The 19,830-nt window shown below is 59.3% G+C and carries 18 protein-coding genes and 1 tRNA gene; 2 read left to right on the top strand and 17 right to left on the bottom strand.

Annotation, left to right across the window (positions count from 1 at the left end; translation table 11 throughout):
- From ADK28_RS10645 to gpt, 8 genes are all read right to left on the bottom strand, one after another.
- A partial coding sequence (locus tag ADK28_RS10645; protein ID WP_048795645.1) for a DUF4123 domain-containing protein occupies window positions 1-391 on the bottom strand: 391 nt, incomplete at its 3' end.
- Entirely contained in the window at window positions 384-2,354 is a 1,971-nt protein-coding gene (tssI, locus tag ADK28_RS10650) for a type VI secretion system tip protein VgrG (protein WP_048795646.1), read from the bottom strand. The genes tssI and ADK28_RS10645, both read right to left, overlap by 8 nt.
- 1,052 nt (window positions 2,355-3,406) lie before the next feature.
- A tRNA-Thr gene (locus tag ADK28_RS10655) sits at window positions 3,407-3,482 on the bottom strand.
- A 189-nt stretch (window positions 3,483-3,671) separates the two neighbouring features.
- Window positions 3,672-4,925, bottom strand: a complete 1,254-nt coding sequence (proA, locus tag ADK28_RS10660) for a glutamate-5-semialdehyde dehydrogenase (protein WP_015376739.1) — start codon at window positions 4,923-4,925, stop codon at window positions 3,672-3,674.
- A 9-nt stretch (window positions 4,926-4,934) separates the two neighbouring features.
- Window positions 4,935-6,038 (bottom strand): glutamate 5-kinase, encoded by a 1,104-nt coding sequence (gene proB / locus ADK28_RS10665; RefSeq protein ID WP_015376738.1) that lies wholly within the window; start codon window positions 6,036-6,038, stop codon window positions 4,935-4,937.
- Window positions 6,039-6,154: 116 nt separating this feature from the next.
- Window positions 6,155-6,556 (bottom strand): sigma factor-binding protein Crl, encoded by a 402-nt coding sequence (gene crl / locus ADK28_RS10670; protein WP_004930258.1) that lies wholly within the window; start codon window positions 6,554-6,556, stop codon window positions 6,155-6,157.
- 60 nt (window positions 6,557-6,616) lie between these two features.
- Complete coding sequence (frsA, locus tag ADK28_RS10675) at window positions 6,617-7,864, bottom strand: esterase FrsA (RefSeq protein WP_016928979.1); 1,248 nt, start codon at window positions 7,862-7,864, stop codon at window positions 6,617-6,619.
- A gap of 303 nt (window positions 7,865-8,167) precedes the next feature.
- The gene (gene gpt / locus ADK28_RS10680) at window positions 8,168-8,626 is read right to left on the bottom strand and encodes a xanthine phosphoribosyltransferase (RefSeq protein ID WP_004930253.1); all 459 of its coding nucleotides are present in this window, start codon (window positions 8,624-8,626) and stop codon (window positions 8,168-8,170) included.
- Between the two features lie 339 nt (window positions 8,627-8,965).
- Here gpt and pepD point away from each other — a divergent pair, with 339 nt between their 5' ends.
- Entirely contained in the window at window positions 8,966-10,426 is a 1,461-nt protein-coding gene (pepD, locus tag ADK28_RS10685) for a beta-Ala-His dipeptidase (protein WP_048795647.1), read from the top strand.
- A 42-nt stretch (window positions 10,427-10,468) separates the two neighbouring features.
- Here pepD and dinB read toward each other — a convergent pair whose 3' ends face one another.
- Window positions 10,469-11,530 (bottom strand): DNA polymerase IV, encoded by a 1,062-nt coding sequence (gene dinB, locus ADK28_RS10690; RefSeq protein WP_048795648.1) that lies wholly within the window; start codon window positions 11,528-11,530, stop codon window positions 10,469-10,471.
- Window positions 11,531-11,713: 183 nt separating this feature from the next.
- On the opposite strand from dinB, the gene ADK28_RS10695 reads away from it, so the two are divergent.
- On the top strand, window positions 11,714-12,610 hold the full coding sequence (locus tag ADK28_RS10695; RefSeq protein ID WP_033641308.1) for a glycerophosphodiester phosphodiesterase family protein: 897 nt from the start codon (window positions 11,714-11,716) through the stop codon (window positions 12,608-12,610).
- 32 nt (window positions 12,611-12,642) lie between these two features.
- On the opposite strand, the gene nqrM is transcribed toward ADK28_RS10695, so the two are convergent.
- The 8 genes from nqrM to ADK28_RS10735 form a co-directional block, all read right to left on the bottom strand.
- Window positions 12,643-12,870, bottom strand: a complete 228-nt coding sequence (nqrM, locus tag ADK28_RS10700; protein WP_016928987.1) for a (Na+)-NQR maturation NqrM — start codon at window positions 12,868-12,870, stop codon at window positions 12,643-12,645.
- Window positions 12,871-12,877: 7 nt separating this feature from the next.
- Window positions 12,878-13,927, bottom strand: a complete 1,050-nt coding sequence (locus tag ADK28_RS10705) for an FAD:protein FMN transferase (RefSeq protein WP_048795649.1) — start codon at window positions 13,925-13,927, stop codon at window positions 12,878-12,880.
- Window positions 13,911-15,134 carry an NADH:ubiquinone reductase (Na(+)-transporting) subunit F gene (gene nqrF, locus ADK28_RS10710; protein WP_033634097.1) on the bottom strand — a complete coding sequence of 408 codons (1,224 nt, stop codon included), beginning with the start codon at window positions 15,132-15,134 and terminating at the stop codon, window positions 13,911-13,913. Before nqrF ends, ADK28_RS10705 begins: the two co-directional genes overlap by 17 nt.
- 15 nt (window positions 15,135-15,149) lie before the next feature.
- Complete coding sequence (gene nqrE / locus ADK28_RS10715; RefSeq protein ID WP_004930235.1) at window positions 15,150-15,746, bottom strand: NADH:ubiquinone reductase (Na(+)-transporting) subunit E; 597 nt, start codon at window positions 15,744-15,746, stop codon at window positions 15,150-15,152.
- A gap of 6 nt (window positions 15,747-15,752) precedes the next feature.
- On the bottom strand, window positions 15,753-16,382 hold the full coding sequence (locus ADK28_RS10720) for an NADH:ubiquinone reductase (Na(+)-transporting) subunit D (RefSeq protein ID WP_048795650.1): 630 nt from the start codon (window positions 16,380-16,382) through the stop codon (window positions 15,753-15,755).
- Window positions 16,375-17,169: a Na(+)-translocating NADH-quinone reductase subunit C gene (locus ADK28_RS10725; protein ID WP_015376731.1), complete on the bottom strand. Its 795-nt coding sequence runs from the start codon at window positions 17,167-17,169 to the stop codon at window positions 16,375-16,377. Before ADK28_RS10725 ends, ADK28_RS10720 begins: the two co-directional genes overlap by 8 nt.
- Window positions 17,159-18,400, bottom strand: coding sequence for an NADH:ubiquinone reductase (Na(+)-transporting) subunit B (locus ADK28_RS10730; RefSeq protein ID WP_016928991.1), 1,242 nt, complete (start codon window positions 18,398-18,400; stop codon window positions 17,159-17,161). Before ADK28_RS10730 ends, ADK28_RS10725 begins: the two co-directional genes overlap by 11 nt.
- Before the next feature lie 3 nt (window positions 18,401-18,403).
- A complete protein-coding gene (locus tag ADK28_RS10735; protein ID WP_028128252.1) occupies window positions 18,404-19,753 on the bottom strand; it encodes a Na(+)-translocating NADH-quinone reductase subunit A in 1,350 nt (449 codons plus the stop codon).
- Window positions 19,754-19,830: the final 77 nt, after the last annotated feature.

The raw sequence follows: 19,830 nt of genomic DNA on the forward strand, positions 1-19,830 counted from the left end.
TAATCGCATTTATCGGCCCGAGAAATGAATGCAGTTCCCACGGAGACAATACCGATATTAAAGGCCAGATATTGCGAGGGTCGTAAAAACGAAAATAAACGGGTGTTTTCTCCCCAGGAAGCAGGGCGTGCAGATATTTTCGCAGATGCTGACGCAGAGTGATCATATTGGCCTGGCTTTCCAGCAGTATTCCCCAGGGTGGCCGACGTACTTTGAGCCACGTAAGAACATCCTGTGTCGCCAGTATAAGAAAAGGTGCCACGTTGAGGATTTCTTCTGTCACCGGCTCAGCGTACAAACAGGTATGAGGCGGATCGAGCGCTTCCAGCATAGTGAAGACCTCTGGCTCCGCCGCTGCGTCCACAATAGCCCAGGTAATAACATCATCCATTGTTTTGTGCCTCCATTGGACAATGTTCAACAAACAAGGCCCCTTGCGATGCAGCTGCTTTCAGAATGGCAGGATCTGCCGGGACCAACAGATCTCCCGGACTGCCGCCAGAATTCAGGTTGATAGTACTGCCTTTAACATCCACCCCACCTTCATGAACAACAATAAAGGTACTGCCGACCCTTAATGTCAGTTTGCTTGCGCTCTGCAACGTCAGGTCACCGTTACTGTCTGTACTGAAAGCGCCACTGATCTTCTGTGCCAGATCGCCCTTAACCTGTACACCGTGATTGCCCTCTGTCTTCACCAGGTTATTCCCGGTGATTTTCTGCTCCTGGTTGCCCTCGACTGTCACTTTACGATTGTTGGCAACCACCAGCTCTTCATCATTTCCGATGCTACTGGTCCGGTTATATTCAACACGTTCGTCTTTGGAATTGAGTACCCGTAGCGCCATATTTTTCTGTGCATGAAGCAGAACTTCTTCACTACCTGCGGTATCTTCAAAGGAAAGTTCGTTATAGCCATCGCCCTGAACGGTGTCTGAACGCAGGACCATACGGTTTTTATGCAACGGCAACGGATAAGGCGTCAGATTTACGCCATGGAAAGTACGTCCTGTAATGATCGGCTGATCCGGATCCCCTTCAAGAAAACTCACCACCACTTCATGACCCACTCGGGGAATTGCTACCATTCCGTATCGACCTCCCGCCCATCCCTGACTTACCCTAAGCCAGCAGGAGCTCAAATCGTCACTTCTTCCGTAGCGCTCCCACGGAAATTTCACCTTCACACGACCATGTTCGTCGCAGTAGATTTCTTCCGTGGCAGGTCCCGTGACAATGGCTATTTGCGGACCATCCACCATCGGACGATTAGGCATCATTGCCCGCCATGCCGTTCCGGCTTTAATGACACCAAATGTATTAGTAAATGTCGCTGGTTCACTTCCTGCTTCTTCTTCCAGTGCCTGAGGTTGTTTTCCTTCGTGAAAAACCGACACCACCTGCCATGAAGCGTTGAATGTCTCGTTCTGATGCTCCTCCAGCGTAAACCTCAGACCGGGACGCAGCTCTGCACAGTTTGACAATCCGTTCCCGGTAACAGCATCAGCTCTGAGTGCATCCAGACGATATGAACTGAACGCTTTACCACTGTCACCCTGTTTATAACGCCCCGGATAATCGTAGTATTCATACGTCGCACGTTGATGATCCAGATCGTTACTTACCTTCTTGTTTGACTGGTTGTAAGCAGGATTTTTGAAGCTGTAATCCCGTAACTCCACCGACGATGTTCTTACCCCTTCGGCATAGCGGAACTGTCGGACATAGGGACCCTGTTCAAGCCCCTGATTCGCAATGTTAAAGAATAACGGATCGTTCTTTTTCTCCAGCGCACCGATATGGTCAGCAAACACCACCCGATGCTTCCCTGACTCAAATTCATGCCAGAAAAACATCCCTTCCTCTGCGGCAATACGGGTGATGAAAGCCAGATCACTTTCCCGGTACTGTACGCAATATTCACGGGCAATATGTTCCTGACGAAGTGAAAAGTCATAGTCCAGGATACCCGCCTCTTCCAGTATTTCACCAATGATATCCTGCGGCTTTTTCAGCTGAAAAATCCGACAATTGGTACGAAGTTCTGTACGCCAGAGTGCAGGCTGTACAATAGCTTCATAACGGGTACGGCGAAATCCGGTATCGCCTTGTGCAAAATTACTGACAATTCCACTGATCCGACGTTGCAGTTCACCGTTGTACCAGACCATCAGCTCGCAGGGCTGGTCCAGAACATCCCCAAAATCAATTCCGGGCTGTGGGCTCGCCAGTTTCAGGCTCAGCGAAAAGGGCTTATTCAATGCTTCATCAAGCGTAAATTCCACCACAGCAAAGGTACTGGCGGATAAATTTCCCATCTTTACTGTAAACTGTAATCCTGTACCGTCTGCCACATTATCTCTCCTGTTATCAGTAATAGTGACCACACGAGCGGCGTTCACCAATTTATCTTCTCAGTATTCAGTCACACGTCAGCACGGTGAAATCCCGCCTGTTTAAGCCGAAAAAGCGTATTATGCTTCCATCGGGAATGAAGCTCTGACAGCCTGAATTTCCGGACTTAACACTCACCCATAAAACCGGGGCGGTTCAAATATATAGCAATTTTCATGCCACCTTCCTATCTTGTTGTTTTGGATTAACTTTTTATTTTTCACCCCAGATTCAAAAACGGGGCGCGCAAGATCTTGCTCAAAATCAAGCAAGAAGTTGCGTAAAGTCCGCAATTCCACGGCGTTTATTGCGTAAAAAGTGATTTATGCTGAAAGTTAAGCAAGAAGTTGCGCAGAATTTGCATTTACTCTGAACGGTGTATAAATAACATACTAATGGAGGTTTATTTTTGTGATATTAATCACACTTAAATTTCAGGGAAGTGTTTCATCTGCTACAGGAAGGGCGTTGTATCTCTTTTTACTACAGGGTCAGTCCCCGAGACTAACCCTAAATCATCATGCATCGTTACCATTAAAATCAGTAATGTTACTGCACATGTTTTTAAACACACCGCCCAGGTGCCTTTTAGGTCCAGAGATATGAAACACAGACAGCGTGGTACTGAAGGATAATGAGAGGTAATTTCGAATCAGTAATGAAGGATCAACGCGAAGAGATCATAATGACGTGGCTGCAACCCTTGCATTACATCAGGGGTTGCAGCCATCGCTTATAGTGAACAGGTTGTTGCAGTCAGTAGAATCCAGTAGCTTATGACCACAATTTTTTGAAGAGGATGATAGAATAAAGGGTGTCACAAGAATGCATTGATAAACCAGCATCAGGTATCAAGACATGAGAGCTTAAACCAGCCAAAGCCTAAAAAATCCTTAGCCCACCTGACAAAAGCGTTGACCAGCATTGACCAAATTTACTTACACTAGCACTTACATGGATTTCTACAGATGATGTAAGAGTTAGGAATTTTAACGTAACTATTTGATTTAATTGGTGCCGATAATAGGAGTCGAACCTACGACCTTCGCATTACGAATGCGCTGCTCTACCAACTGAGCTATATCGGCATCGAGCCGGACCTGCGGGGCAAGCCGGAAGTGCGTTGAACAAGGTAGACCCGTGCACGAAATGAGTCAATAGCCACCGGGGCGTTTGGTTGTTTTGCAAGCAGCCAGACTGCCGCGCGTTGCCCCCTTCACAAAAAAATCAGGGCGCAGCCCGCTGCGCCCTGACGTCTTTATGACCGCAATGCGGCCTTAGCTGCGCACCAGATCGTCGCCGTAGCCGATCCACTTGTAGGTGGTCAGCGCGTCCAGGCCCATCGGGCCACGGGCGTGCAGTTTCTGGGTGCTCACCGCCACTTCTGCGCCCAGGCCGAACTGGCCGCCGTCGGTGAAGCGGGTGCTGGCGTTGACGTACACCGCCGAGGAGTCCACCGCGCGCACGAAGTGCTCGGCGCTGCTCAGCGAACGGGTGAGGATCGCGTCGGAGTGGTTGGTGCCGTGGGTGCGGATGTGGTCGATGGCCTGATCGATATCGTCCACCAGCAACACGTTCAGATCCAGAGACAGCCATTCGTCGTCGTAATCCTCCGCGTTCACCGGCACCACCGTCGCCGGGCCGCCCTGCAGCAGCGGCAGCGCGTTTTCCGCCGCGTGCAGCGTCACGCCGGCCGCCGCCATTTTGGCGCTCAGCGCAGGCAGGAACTCGGCGGCGATGCTGCGGTTCACCAGCAGCGTTTCCAGCGAGTTACAGGCGCTCGGGCGCTGGATCTTGGCGTTTTCAATGACCGTCAGCGCCTTGTCGAAATCGACGTCGGCATCCACGTAGGTGTGGCACACGCCGATGCCACCGGTGATCACCGGAATGGTCGATTGCTCGCGGCACAGCTTGTGCAGGCCGGCGCCACCGCGCGGGATCAGCATGTCGACATAGCGATCCAGACGCAGCAGTTCGTTCACCAGCGCGCGATCCGGGCTGTCGATCGCCTGCACCGCCGCCGCCGGCAGGCCGCACTGTTCCAGCGCCTGCTGGATCACTTTCACCGTAGCCTGGTTGGTATTGTGCGTCTCTTTACCGCCGCGCAGGATCACTGCGTTGCCGGTTTTCAGGCACAGGCTGGCGACGTCGATGGTGACGTTCGGCCGCGCCTCGTAAATCACGCCGATCACGCCGAGCGGCACCCGGCGGCGCTCCAGCTTCAGCCCGCTGTCCAGCAGGTTGCCGTCCAGCACGTGGCCGACCGGATCGTTCAGGCGGCATACCTGGCGCACGTCGTTGGCGATCGCCGCCAACCGCGCCGGGGTCAGCAGCAGGCGATCGAGCAGCGCTTCGCTCATGCCGGTGGCGCGCGCCTGCGCCATGTCTTGTTCGTTCGCCAGCAGGATCGCCTCACTGTTGGCTTCCAGCCTGTCGGCCATCACCGACAGCACCTGATTCTTCTTCGCCGTGCTCAGCACCGCCAGCTGCCAGGAGGCCTGCTTGGCGGCCTTCCCCATCTGCTCCAGCATGCTCACTCCTTAACTGACAATCATATCGTCGCGGTGCACTGCCACCGGACCGTATTCGTAACCGAGGATCTCGCTGATTTCCTGCGAGTGGTGCCCGGCGATCATCCGCATCGCATCGCTGTTATAGCGGCTGACGCCGTGCGCCAGATCGCGCCCCGCCAGGTTGCGGATACGGATCACTTCGCCGCGCGAGAAATCGCCCTTCACTTCGCGGATGCCCTTCGGCAACAGCGAGCTGCCGCGCGCCATCATCGCTTCCACCGCGCCGTCGTCGACGGTGATCTCACCGGCCGGCGGCGCGCCGAAGATCCAGCGCTTGCGATTTTCCAGCGGGGTTTCCAGCGCGTGGAAACGGGTGCCCACCGGTTTGCCTTCGATCACGTCCGCCACCACGCCCGGCTTACTGCCGGCGGCGATCACCACGTCGATGCCGGCACGGCAGGCCACGTCGGCCGCCTGCAGCTTGGTGCCCATGCCGCCGGTGCCCAGACCGGAGACGCTGTCGCCGGCGATGGCGCGCAGCGCGTCGTCGATGCCGTGCACTTCACGGATCAGTTCGGCCTGCGGGTTGTTGCGCGGATCGGCGGTGTAGAGGCCCTGCTGATCGGTCAGCAGCAGCAGTTTGTCGGCCCCGGCCAGAATGGCCGCCAGCGCCGACAGGTTATCGTTGTCGCCCACCTTGATTTCGGCGGTGGCGACGGCGTCGTTCTCATTGATTACCGGCACGATGCGGTTGTCCAGCAACGCAGTCATGGTGTCGCGCGCGTTGAGGAAGCGCTCGCGGTCTTCCAGATCGGCGCGCGTCAGCAGCATCTGCCCGACGTGGATGCCGTAAATGGAGAACAGCTGTTCCCACAGCTGGATCAGCCGGCTCTGCCCCACCGCCGCCAGCAGCTGCTTGGAGGCGATGGTGGCGGGCAGCTCGGGGTAGCCCAGGTGTTCGCGCCCGGCGGCGATGGCGCCGGAGGTGACGATGACGATGCGGTGGCCCGCGGCGTGTTGCTGCGCGCACTGGCGCACCAATTCGACGATGTGGGCGCGGTTAAGACGCAGCGATCCGCCGGTCAACACGCTGGTGCCCAATTTCACAACCAATGTCTGGCTGCCGTTCATAGTATTTCTGCCGTGTGTAATGATGAGAAGAAGAGTGCAAAGGTCTTTGTAACAGGAGAGACGCGTTATGCCAACAGGCACAACGCGAAATCAGCACAATACGTGGTCAAACGGGGTCAGGCGGAGAGTTTGATCAGTTTTTCTTTGAAATCGTCGGCGGGTTCCAGCCCCAGCTCCATGGTCGCCAGCAGCTCGCCGAGGCGGCGATGGAAGTCGCGCAGGGTGTCTTCCAGCTTGGCGTTCACTTCATCATCCTTAATGTTTTGCGCCGTCCAGTCGCCTTCCTTGTCGAACAGGCCGAATTGGTACGAATAGGTGAAGCGCGCCTCTTCCGCCTGCAGCTCCATCCACCAGCCCCAGAACTCACGCTTCTCCGGAGCGGGCTTTACATTGACGCAGACGGCCAAACAATCAAAGAAAAAACGGTCGTTTTCACATTGCCCTTCACGCAGGTACGGCCCCAAGCTGGCAAAACGTTTCATTAGTCGGCTTTTAGGGTGACCACTCGGTAACGTCATTCTCTAACCTCCTCAATGTAGACCACTCTTTTTAACAAACTGTTAAAATTTAGCAACTAATTAACGCATTTTGTCCCTCAGCCAACCGGACATCTGCAGCAACGCCCGGTGGAAGCTGTCGTAAACCGGGGTGCGCGGGATGGCGACCAGCTTGCCGCTCACCGAGGAGGTGACGATCAGCTGCGACTCCTCTTTCGGGCTGAGCGTATCGCGCTCCCAGTAGCCGGAGATCATCGGCGTCGGACAACGGCGCCCCAGCAGCCCCTGCATTTTTAGCGAGTAGCTGTTCAGCTCCACCTTCAGCACGTTGTCCGAGGCGTTAGCCATGCCCATGCGGCTGGCCAGCACGTCCATATACATGTCCGGCACGTTCAACTGGGTGCTGCTGTCGCACAGCAGGCGATGCACCACCGGCCCCAGGCAGGCCACGCCGCGCAGCCGCTGCGGCTCCAGATAGGCCAAGCGCACCGCCACGTTGGCGCCGAAACGGAAGCCGAAAGCGCTCACCCGCTGATGATCCACCCACGGCACCGAGGCCAGCTGGATCAGCACCTGCTGGTGCAGGTAGCTGGAGTCCTGCGTCAGCTTCCACTTGCAGGAGGAGCCGATCGACGGCATGTCGAGCGTCAGCATGGCGATGCCGTGCGGCGCCAGGTAGTCGCGGAACAGGCGATGATAGTCAGTCTGCAGCGTATCGAGACTGCCGCACATCAGCACCGTCGGGAACGGCGCCTCGCCCTTCTCGGGCATGTGCAGGAAACCGGTGACGCAACCGCCGCCTTCGATGCGGAACTCCAGCTCTTTCAGCTGATACGGCAACAGCAGCGCCGCCTCTTCATAAGCGCGGTTGGCGAGCATCTCCGCCTGTTCAGCCAGCTCGTCGCCCTTCAGATGCGGGTAGCCGGCGATGCTGTACAGGCTCGCGGCCTTCAGCCAGTACTCGCCGCCGAGCAGCGGATCCTGCTGCTCCGTCGCCCGCTGCTGCCACTGCATGCCCTGATGGATCCACTCGTAGATCCAGTTGCCGTTGCGGTAGCCCACCACGGTATCCAGCCGCTGCGGGTTGCTGCGCTCGGCGTCCGAGGCGGCGATGCGCGCCAACACTTCGTGGATTTCGATCGGGCTGACGCCGCGCCAGGCCCACAGCAGCGGGTTCAGCATGCGATACCAGCTGCCGGTGGTGTCGCCTTCCAATGCGGAATGCATGGCGGCGCTCACTTTGTTGCGCGCGCGCAGCACCAGCGTCGAGGTTTCGGGGTGTTTGAATTTGGGCTTGAAAAGAATTTCAGAAAGGTTGGCCTGTGCCATGGTAACAACAGCCTCCGTAAATCTGGCGATAGGCCGCAACAGGCCTACTTAACTGGAGGTAGTGTACCTAACTCTGGCGGGATAAACCAAGATAACGCAAATGCCCGGCATAACCGGGCGTCAGGCGGCTGACAAAGGAGGAAAAAGCGTGGTTTTTCCTCCTTTGTGGTCAACAGCCGAAAATCAATAAATTGATTTTCCTTATTTTTTATATCTTGCCTTCGGTAAGCCTGACAACGCCATCACGTTTATCATTAAACAAACGCCCGGCATAACCGGGCGTTGACTTGGAACTGGCTGGGCTTAGCGACCGCCGATAGGGGGAACGAAGCTGACGCCCATGTCCCATGGCTGCTCAATCCAGGTGTCCTGCGGGATGTCGATCACGTAGTCGTCCACCAGCGGACGGCCCGCCGGCTTGGCGAAGATGGTGACGAAATGCGCTTTCGGGTACATGTCGCGGATCGCTTTCGCGGTGCCGCCGGTATCCACCAGATCGTCCACCACGATGAAGCCTTCACCGTCGCCTTCGGCGCGCTTGAGCACTTTCATTTCGCGCTGGTTGTCATGGTCATAGCTGGAAATGCAGACGGTATCCACATAGCGGATGCCCAGCTCGCGCGCCAGCAGGCCCGCCGGCACCAGGCCGCCGCGGCTGACGGCAATGATGCCGGTCCATTTGTCGGCAGGCAGCAGGCGGTGCGCCAGCTTGCGTGCATGTATTTGCAGCATATCCCAGGTAACAACGTATTTTTCGCTCATAGAATCGTGTCCCAGCCGGTTGGTGAAGCGGCTTACTTTATAGTTCAGGGGAAAAAAGGTTGCGCGAGATTATAGAGACTGGCCGCGTTGAATTCCAGCTGTACCGAGGAAAACCTCGCGATTTCCGCCGGGCGGCTTTTCGGTGATTGATGCTGAAAAAGCGAGCATTCCCGCCGCGAAGCCGTGTGATCAAGCGCTTAAACCGCACAATACGGGGGGCGCACCGCCGGAAATAAAGTGATATTCTCTGACGATCGTGCCACGACGCACAGATACCCGCTCACCTTAACCGCGCGGCACGCCCGTCCTGTCGGAGCCTGCCGTCACAGGAGACTTATAGTGTCTGAATTGTCTCAGCTTTCGCCACAGCCGCTGTGGGATATTTTCGCCAAGATCTGTTCTATCCCGCACCCTTCTTATCATGAAGAAGCGCTGGCGCAGCACATCCTCACCTGGGCCAAAGAAAAGAACCTGCACGCTGAGCGCGATCAGGTCGGCAATATCCTGCTGCGCAAGCCGGCCACCAAAGGCATGGAAAACCGCAAGCCGGTCGCGTTGCAGGCGCACCTGGACATGGTGCCGCAAAAGAATAACGACACCGTGCACGACTTCGCCAAGGATCCGATCCAGCCTTATATCGCCGGCGAGTGGGTGAAAGCGCGCGGCACCACGCTGGGCGCCGACAACGGCATCGGCATGGCCTCCGCCCTGGCGGTGCTGGCCGACGACAGCGTTGAGCACGGCCCGCTGGAAGTGCTGCTGACCATGACCGAAGAAGCCGGCATGGACGGCGCCTTCGGGCTGCAGCCGAACTGGCTGCAGGCGGACATCCTGATCAATACCGATTCCGAAGAAGAAGGCGAAATCTACATGGGTTGCGCCGGCGGTATCGACTTCATCACCACCCTGCCGCTGCAGCGCGAAGCGGTGCCGGCCGGTTACCAAACCCTGAAGCTGACCCTCAAGGGCCTGAAAGGCGGCCATTCCGGCGCCGAGATCCACGTCGGGCTGGGCAACGCCAACAAACTGCTGGCGCGCTTCCTGTTCGCCCATGCGGCGGCGCTGAACCTGCGCGTGCTGGACCTGAACGGCGGCACCCTGCGCAACGCCATCCCGCGTGAAGCCTCCGCGGTGGTAGCGGTGCCGGCGGACAAAGCCGACGCGCTGAAAGCGCTGAGCCAGGAGTTCCTGGCCGTGCTGCAGAACGAACTCTCCGCCAAAGAGAAGAACATCACCGTGCTGCTGGAGCCGGCCACCAGCGCTTCGCAGGCGTTGAGCGCCGACAGCCAACAGCGCTTCCTGGCGCTGCTGAACGGCACGCCGAACGGCGTGATCCGCATGAGCGACGCGGTCAAAGGCGTAGTGGAAACCTCGCTGAACGTCGGCGTGGTCACCACCAGCGAAAATGAAGCGGAAATCATCTGCCTGATCCGCTCTCTGATCGACAGCGGCAAAGATTACGTGGTCGAGATGCTGACCGCGCTGGGCCAGCTGGCCGGTGCTAAAGTGGCGCCGAAGGGCGGCTACCCGGGCTGGCAGCCGGACGCCGACTCGCCGGTGATGCACCTGGTGCGCGAGCTGTATCAGGATCTGTTCGACAAGACGCCGAACATCATGGTGATCCACGCCGGCCTGGAATGCGGTCTGTTCAAAAAGCCGTATCCAAACATGGACATGGTATCGATCGGGCCAACCATCACCGGCCCGCACTCGCCGGATGAGCAAGTGCATATCGAAAGCGTCGGCCTGTACTGGAAGCTGCTGACCTCGCTGCTGAAAGCGATCCCTGAGCGCGCGTAATCTGCGCGCTTAACGCAAAAAGCCGGCGACTCGCCGGCTTTTTTATTCCCAAGGCAGCGCCAGCTGCCGCTCCAGCTGCGGATCGAGCAGCGTCACATGCAGCCCCACCAGCCGCACGCCGCGTCCTTCGCGCCGCTCGCGCCACGCCTGCCGCGCCACCTCCAGCAAATCCTGCCGGTTCAGCACCGGGAAGACGTGCTCCTGGGTCGTTTGCTGAAAATCCTGAAACTTCAGCTTCACGCCCTGCCGGGCGATGTGCAGATCCGGCTTCACCTTGCGCAGCCGCATCTCCAGCTCGGGATAGAGTTTGTCGATAATCAGCGTTTCGCAGTCTTCCCAGTCGTGAATATCCTCCGCCAGCGTGCGCTCCACCCCCACCGATTTGCGCAGCCGCTCAGGAGAGATTTCGCGCCGATCGATGCCCTGACAGCGCTCCCACAGCACCCGGCCGAACTTGCCGAAGCGCTTGAGCAGCTGCGCCAAATCGTATTGCTGCACGTCGGCGCAGGTGATAAGCCCCACTTCCTCCAGCCGCTTGGCGGTCACCTTGCCGACGCCGGGGATCTTGCTGAGCGGCAGCTGCTGCAAAAACGCCGGCACCTGCGCCGGGGTGATCACGTATTGCCCGTTCGGCTTGTTCATCTCGGAGGCGATTTTGGCGAGAAACTTGATTGGCGCGATGCCGGCCGACGCGGTGAGGTTCAGCTCGTCGGCGATCGCCTGACGGATTTCCTGGGCGATCAGCGTCGCCGAACCGTTGCATTGCGGGCTGTCGGTCACGTCGAGGTAGGCCTCGTCGAGCGAAAGCGGCTCGATCAACGGGGTATAGCGGGCAAAGATTTCACGGATGTGCTGCGAAGCTTCTTTGTAGGCCGCCATGCGCCCCGGCAGCAGGGTGAGATGCGGGCACAGTTTGAGCGCCATCGCCGTGGACATGGCGCTATGCACGCCGTAGCGCCGCGCCGGGTAGTTGGCGGTGCTGATCACCCCGCGGCGATCGGCGCTACCGCCAATCGCCAGCGGGATATCGCGCAGGCTGGGATCGTCGCGCATCTCCACTGCCGCGAAGAAGCAGTCCATATCGACATGAATGATTTTACGCATCGCACCCTCCAATAATACTGTATAAGTATACAGCCAGGTACCAAAAGCTCAAGGCCGCAGGCTTCGAGGAAAGCGGCGTTTCTGACAGATATTTCCGCGTTGTTAAAAAAGCTTAATTTTTCAATAGTATGATTTCCGCCATCCCGTGCGGCTCACCACAACGATAACGACAAGGTACCCTACATGATCAGATTTTCTCATTTGCTGCTGGCTTCCGCGCTGTCGCTGAGCGCGCTGGCGGCCAGCGCCGCCGCCGGTCATGCGCCGGCGATCGTCGCCCATCGCGGCGGCACCGCCGATGCGCCGGAAAACACTCGCATCGCCATCGAAACCGCGCTGAAAAACGGCGCCGACGCCATCTGGATCACCCTGCAAGCATCCAAAGACGGCGTCATCGTGCTGTATCGCCCCTCGGATCTGAAGGCGCTGACCAATCGGCAGGGCCCGGTTTCTGCCTATACCGCCGCGCAGCTGGCCAAGACCGACGCCGGTTGGGCGTTCGCCAAAGGCGATGCGCATCCGTTCCGCGGCCAGGGTATCGGCATTCCGCGGCTGGATGAGGTGTTGAAGGCCTTTCCGCGCGTGACTTTCTATCTGGACATCAAATCCCCGGATGCCGATCCGGCGCAGTTTGGCCAGGCGCTGCTGGCGACGCTGGAAAGCACCGACAGCCTGAATCGCACCCGCGTCTACTCTACCGACGCCAAATACCTGCAGGCGCTGCCGCCGGCCGTCCCGCGCTTCGAAAGCCGCGACGAAACCCGCACGCTGCTGGCCAACGTCACCATGGCGCACCAGTGCGATGTCAAACCGGACAACCGGCAGCCGCGCTGGTACGGGCTGGAGCTGAAGCGCGAGGTGGAAGTGGTGGAGAAGTACACCCTCGGCGAAGGGCGGTCGAAGGCGTTTCTGACCTGGGATAAAGAGTCGATGGATTGTTTCCGCTCGCAGGGCCCGGCGCACATCATTCTGTTCGGCGTCAACACGCTGCAGGCGTATCAGCAGGCGCTGGCGCTGGGCGCCGACGGCGTGATGGTCAACTCGCCGGCCGAGGCGAAAAGTTTCCGCAAGGCGAAATAAAAAAACCCGGCCAGGGCCGGGTTTTCACTTCGCTACAGAATACGGTGCTTTTCCAACTGCTCGCGCCGCTGCGCCGCTTTGGCTTCGCGCTTTTTGCGCGCATCGCACGGCTCCGGGCAGTCGCAGACTTTCTCCATGCCCAGCGCGGTGATGCCGCCGCAGCTGCCCTGCAGGCTTTTGCGTTTGAACACATAGCCCAGCGACATGCCGCCGACGATCAGCAGGAACAACACGAAAGTAGCGGCGAATACCGTCAACATAGCAACCTCACGAACGCTTTTTCAGATAGGGCTTGAACGCGTCTGAATAACGCTCCTCAAACCCGTCGGCGGTTTTCACGATCATGAACACCGGAATGCCGAGCAGGTTGGCCAGCGCCATGCCGCGCTCCGGCCCCATCACGTTCAGGCCGGTGGACAGGCCGTCGGCGGTCATGCAGGTCGGGCTCAGCACGGTGATCGACACCAGCCGATGATGGATCGGGCGCCCGGTGATCGGATCGATGGTGTGCGAATAGCGCACCCCGTCCTGCTCGAAGTAGTTGCGATAGTCACCCGAGGTGGCGATCGACATCTCCCCCGGTTGGATCACCAGCTGCGCCTGCTGCTGCGCGCCGGTGGTCGGGCGCTCGATGGCGATGCGCCACGGCTTTTGCTCGCCGTTGCGCCCGCGGGTGCGAACTTCACCGCCGATATCCACCATGTAGTCTTTCACGTGTTTCGATTGCAGATACTCCGCCACCACGTCCACGCCGTATCCTTTGGCGATCGAAGACAGGTCGACATACAGCTCGGGGATGCTTTTCACCAGCGCGCTGCCCTGCACCGCCAGTTTATCGGCGCCGGTCCAGGCGCGGCGGTGCGCCAGCTCCGCCTCGCTCGGCACCTTATCCGGCCGCCCTTCCGGGCCGAAGCCCCACAGGTTGACCAGCGGCCCGACGGTCACGTCCAGCGCGCCATCGGTGACGCGATTGATGCGCAGCGCTTCGCGCACCACTTTGGCGGTGGCCGGCGAAACCGGGAACGGCCGGTCAATGTCGCGGCTGGCGTTGAAGCGGCTCAGCTCGGAATCCGGCCGGTAGGTGGACATCTGATCGTTCACCTGCTCCAGCCGTTTGTCGATCTCCGCCTGCATCTCGCGCGCCGACGGCGTATCTTCGCCGGTCACGTAACGGATCGAATACGAGGTGCCCATGGTTTTACCCGTCAGGTCCACCTGTTCCGGCCCGCAGCCGGTCAGCAGCAGGGTGGCGCTCAGCGCCACGCCCGCCAGCCAGTTCTTCGTCGCCAATGCGCGCAATTTAGCCACCAAAGTCATCCAGCATGATGTTTTCGTCTTCGACGCCCAGATCTTTGAGCATCTTGATCACCGCGGCGTTCATCATCGGCGGCCCGCACATGTAAAACTCGCAGTCTTCCGGCGCCGGGTGGTTCTTCAGGTAGTTCTCCAGCAGAACATTATGGATAAAGCCGGTGTAGCCGGTCCAGTTATCTTCCGGCTGCGGATCCGACAGCGCCACGTGCCAGGTGAAGTTTTCGTTCTCCGCCTGCAGCTGGTTGAAATCGTCTTCATAGAACATCTCGCGCAGCGAACGCGCGCCGTACCAGAAAGTGATCTTGCGCTTCGAGTTCAGACGCTTGAGCTGATCGAAGATGTGCGAGCGCATCGGCGCCATGCCTGCGCCGCCGCCGATGAAGATCATTTCGGCATCGGTGTCCTTGGCGAAGAACTCGCCGAACGGCCCGGAGATGGTCACCTTGTCGCCCGGCTTCAGCGACCAGATATAGGAAGACATGATGCCCGGCGGCACGTCCGGATTGTTCGGCGGCGGCGTGGCGATACGCACGTTGAGCATGATGATGCCCTTTTCTTCCGGGTAGTTGGCCATCGAGTAGGCGCGCACCGTGGTGTCGTTCACCGTCGAGCGGTAGCGGAACAGGTTGAACTTGTCCCAGTCGCCGCGATACTCCTGCGGCACGTCGAAGTCGGCGTAGCTGATGTCGTGCGCCGGCGCTTCGATCTGGATGAAGCCGCCCGCGCGGAACGGCACGTCTTCGCCATCGGGGATCTTCAGCTTCAGCTCTTTGATAAAGGTGGCTTTGTTATCGTTGGAGATAACCTCACACTCCCATTTCTTCACGCCGAAAATCTCTTCCGGCAGCTCGATCTTCAGGTTCTGCTTCACGTTCACCTGGCACGCCAGGCGACAACCCTCTTTCGCTTCGCGCTTGTTGATGTGCGAGAGTTCGGTCGGCAGGATATCGCCGCCGCCCTCTTTGATCACCACCCGGCACTGGCCGCAGGAACCGCCGCCGCCACAGGCCGAGGAGACGAAAATCCCCTGGCTGGAGAGCACGTTGAGCAGCTTGTCGCCCGCCGGCGCATGGAAGCTCTTATCCAGATCGCCGTTAATTTCCACCGCAATGTCGCCGGTATTCACCAGCTTCGACTTGGCGAACAGGATCAGCAACACCAGCACCATCACGATGGCGGTGAACATTGCGACGCCTAAAATAATTTCCATAAATTCTTCCCGCCTTTACAACTGAACACCGGAGAAGGACATGAAGCCCAGCGCCATCAGTCCGGTGGTGATAAAGGTAATGCCCAGGCCGCGCAGCCCTGCCGGCACGTTGGCATACTTGAGTTTTTCGCGGATCCCCGCCATGGCGACGATCGCCAGCATCCAGCCGGTGCCGGAACCAAAGCCGTACACCACCGATTCGGCGAAGTTGTAGTCGCGCTGCACCATGAATGACACGCCGCCGAAGATGGCGCAGTTCACGGTGATGAGCGGCAGGAAGATGCCGAGCGCGTTATACAGCGACGGGAAGAAACGATCGAGGATCATCTCCAGAATCTGCACCAGCGCCGCAATCACGCCGATGAAGGTGATGAAGTTGAGGAAGCTCAGATCGACGCCTTCCACCAGCGCGCCGTCGCGCAGGATCAGGTTGTAGACCAGGTTGTTCACCGGCACCGAAATGCCGAGCACGATGGTCACCGCGATGCCCAGGCCAAAGGCGGTCGAGACCTTCTTCGACACCGCCAGGAAGGTACACATCCCGAGGAAGAACGCCAGCGCCATGTTCTCAACGAACACCGCGCGCACAAACAGGCTGATATAGTGTTCCATCGGCCTTTACTCCTTTTCGATCTGCGCCGGCTTCAGGGTGCGCAGCANCCAGATCAGCAGGCCGATGATGAAGAACGCGCTCGGCGCCAGCAGGAACAGGCCGTTCGGCTGATACCAGCCGCCGTTCTGCACCGTTTCCAGCACCGGCACGCCGAACAGCTTGCCGGAGCCGATCAGCTCGCGCAGGAAACCGACCAGCACCAGGATCACCCCGTAGCCCAGCCCGTTGCCGATGCCGTCCATAAAGCTCTCGATCGGCGGCGACTTCATGGCGTAGGCCTCGGCGCGCCCCATCACGATACAGTTGGTGATGATCAGGCCGACGAACACCGACAGCTGCTTGGAGATCTCGAACGCATAAGCGCGCAGCAGCTGATCGACCACGATCACCAGCGAGGCGATGATCGCCATCTGCACGATGATGCGCACGCTGTTGGGAATATGGTGACGGATCAGCGAGATGAAGAAGCTGGAGAACGCGGTCACCAGCGTCACCGCAATGGTCATCACCACCGCCGTCTCCAGCTTGGTGGTCACCGCCAGCGCCGAACAGACGCCCAGCACCTGAAGAGCGATTGGGTTATTGTCGAACAGCGGCCCCAGCAGGACCCGCTTTATCTCTTTGGAATCAGCCATTTTTCAGCGCTCCTTCACGAACTTTTTTCAGGAACGGGCCGAAGCCGTGCTCGCCCAACCAGAAATCAAACGTATGCTGTACGCCGTTGGAGGTCAGCGTGGCGCCGGACAGGCCGTCCACACCATGCACATCCCCCTGACGCGCGCCGCCTTTCACCACGCGGATCGCCGGCTGGCCATTGTCGTCGAACAGCTGTTTGCCGACCCACTGCTGGCGCCAGGACGGGTTCTCGACCTCCCCGCCCAGCCCCGGGGTTTCCCCCTGGTCGTAGTAGGTGATGCCCTTGACCGTGTTGCCGTCATTATCCAGCGCCACGAAGGCGTACATCATCGACCACAGACCGGTGCCGTATACCGGCAGCACAATCTTGTTCACCTGGCCGCTTTCATCGCGCACCAGGTAGATTTCCGCTTGGTTGCTGCGGCGCTTGATGCCGGCCGGATCGTCGCCCGCCGCCAGCGCCACGCTTTTGGCGTCGTCGCGCAGCGCGGCGCCCAGATCGAACGCCGCCGCCTTGCCGGCGACAAACTCGCCGCTGTTCAGATCCACCAGGCGCGGTTCGATGCGCTCGCTGTACAGGCGCTTGACCTGCTCGCTCTCCATTTTCGGCTGCAACAGGCCGGCTACGTCGAGAATATTGCGCTGCTTGTCGAGCAGCTTTTGCTCCTGCTGTTTGGACTTCAGTCCGACGGCGGAGCCCGCCACCACCACTGAACACACCAGACACAGCAGCAGCACTACCAGCAGCGTTTTACCGATGCCGTCGTTTTTCGCTTCATTCGCCACGGGCTTTTCTCCGCTTGATGTTGGCCTGCACCACCAGATAATCGAACAGCGGCGCGAACAGGTTGGCGAACAGGATCGCCAGCATCATGCCTTCCGGATAGGCGGGGTTGACTACCCTAATCAGCACGCACATCACGCCAATCAGAATGCCGTACCACCATTTCCCCTTATTGGTGAAGGAGGCGGAAACCGGGTCGGTCGCCATAAAGATCATGCCGAAGGCGAAGCCGCCCAGCACCAGATGCCAGTACCACGGCATGGCGAACATCGGGTTGGTGTCCGAACCGATGGCGTTGAACAACAGGGCGGAAGCCACCATGCCGAGCATTACGCCGGCGACGATGCGCCAGGAGGCCACGCGGCCGAACAGGATAATCGCCCCGCCGATCAGGATCATCAGCGTGGACACCTCACCGATCGAGCCGGGAATGTTGCCGAGGAAAGCGTCCAGCCAGCTGATGGACTGGCCGGTGGCCACGTTGCTCAGGCTGTGCGCCCCGCCCGCGCTCCACTGCGCCAGCGGCGTCGCGCCGGAGAAACCGTCCGCGGAGGTCCACACCAAATCGCCGGAGATCTGCGCCGGATAGGCGAAGAACAGGAAGGCGCGGCCGGCCAGCGCCGGGTTGAGGAAGTTGCGCCCGGTGCCGCCGAAGATCTCTTTGGCCACCACCACGCCGAAGGTGATGCCCAGCGCGGCCTGCCACAGCGGCAGGGTCGGCGGCACGATCAGCGCGAACAGGATGGACGTGACGAAGAAGCCTTCGTTGACCTCATGCTTGCGGATAATGGCGAACAGCACTTCCCAGAAGCCGCCGACGACGAATACCACGGCGTAGATCGGCAGGAAGTAACAGGCGCCCAGCACCATCTTGCTGACCCAGCCGGCGTCGGCCGCCAGCGAGGCGCCGAGCCACTGCGCCAGGCGATAATGCCAGTCGCCCGCCAGCACCTGTTGCAGAGCGTCGCCGCTGTACAGATGGTGCAGCGCCGGGATTGCCTGCTGGCCGACGTTGTACATGCCCCAGAACATCGCCGGGAACACCGCCAGCCACACCAGGATCATCATGCGCTTCAAATCGATGGCGTCGCGCACGTGCGAAGCGCCGCGCGTCACCGTGCCGGGGGTGTAAAACACCGTGGTGGTCGCTTCATACAGCGGGTACCACTTTTCCAGTTTGCCGCCCGGCGTGAAGTGATGCTCTATCTTCTCGAAATAATTCTTCAGGCCCATCGGTTATCCTTCCTGCTCAATCTTGGTCAGCACCTCGCGCAGCACCGGCGCGTACTCATACTTGCCGGGGCAAACGAAGGTGCACAGCGCCAGATCTTCCTCATCCAGTTCCAGGCAGCCCAGCGCTTGCGCGCTGTCGCTGTCGCCCGCCAGCAAATCGCGCAGCAGCAGCGTCGGCAAAATATCCAGCGGCATCACCCGCTCATAGTTGCCGATCGGCACCATGGCGCGCTCGCCGCCGTTAGTGGTGGTTGAGAAAGCGAACAGTTTGTTCTTCAGGAAGTGGCCCAGCGTGGTGCGGGTAATGGAGAATTTGTTCGGTGAGGGCACGATCCAACCGAACAGCTCTTTGTCGCGCCCTTCCTCCAACACCGACACCTGCGAGTGGAAGCGGCCGAGCCAGGCGTTCGGCCCGGCGGCGTGCATGCCGTTCAGCACCGAACCGGAGATCACCCGATTCTCGCCGCCTTTCAGGCGGCCGGCGGTCAGCTCATCGAGGCTGGCCCCCAGGCGGGTGCGCAGCAGCGCCGGCTGCGCCACTTGCGGCCCGGCCAGCGCCACCACACGGCGGGTATCGAGCTTGCCGGTGGTGAACAGCGTGCCGATGGCGATGACATCCTGGTAACCGATGTGCCAAACGATTTTCTTCAGGCTGACCGGTTCAAGGAAATGAATGTGGGTGCCCGCCAGCCCGGCGGGATGCGGGCCGGCGAATTCGCTGTAGGCGATCTGCGAGCCGCTTTGCTGCCCAACCGAGGCGCCGGCGGCGTGGCATACGTGTACCTTGCCCGCCGTCAGGCGCGCCAACACCACCAGCCCGGCGTTAAACGCCGCCTGCTGTTCGGCGATGATCACCTGCGGGTCGGCGGCCAACGGCTGGGTATCCATCGCGGTGACGAAAATGGCGCGCGGCTCGCTGCCGGGGCTCGGCGTTTTGCTGAACGGACGGGTGCGCAGCGCGGTCCACAGGCCGCTGGCGATCAGTTCGCTTTCGACCTGTTCACGCGGCAGCTGGCTCAGTTCACCCAGCGGATAGTGCGCAAACTCGAGCTGATCGTCGCCGCCGTTTTCCAGCGCAATCACCACCGATTGCAATACGCGCCGCTCGCCGCGGTTAATCGCGGCGATGCGGCCGCTGGCGGGTGCCGTGAAGAAAACCCCGGGGTTTTTCTTATCTTCGAACAACGCCTGGCCTTTCTTAACGGTATCGCCTTCCTGCACCAGCATGGAGGGGCGCATTCCGACATACTCTTCCCCAAGCAGGGCGACATGCTGAATGTTCGGGCCATCTTGGATCGCCTGAACCGGAACCCCGGCTATCGGCAGATCTAACCCTTTTCTGATCTTAATCATAGGATTTATACGATGTAGTTTGGTTTACACGTCTGCCCGGCCCCAGAGGCGGGTGCGGACGATGCCAGGATTGCCGG

It is taken from the genome of Serratia sp. 506_PEND (assembly GCF_001076875.1).
GTDB lineage: Bacteria > Pseudomonadota > Gammaproteobacteria > Enterobacterales > Enterobacteriaceae > Serratia > Serratia marcescens.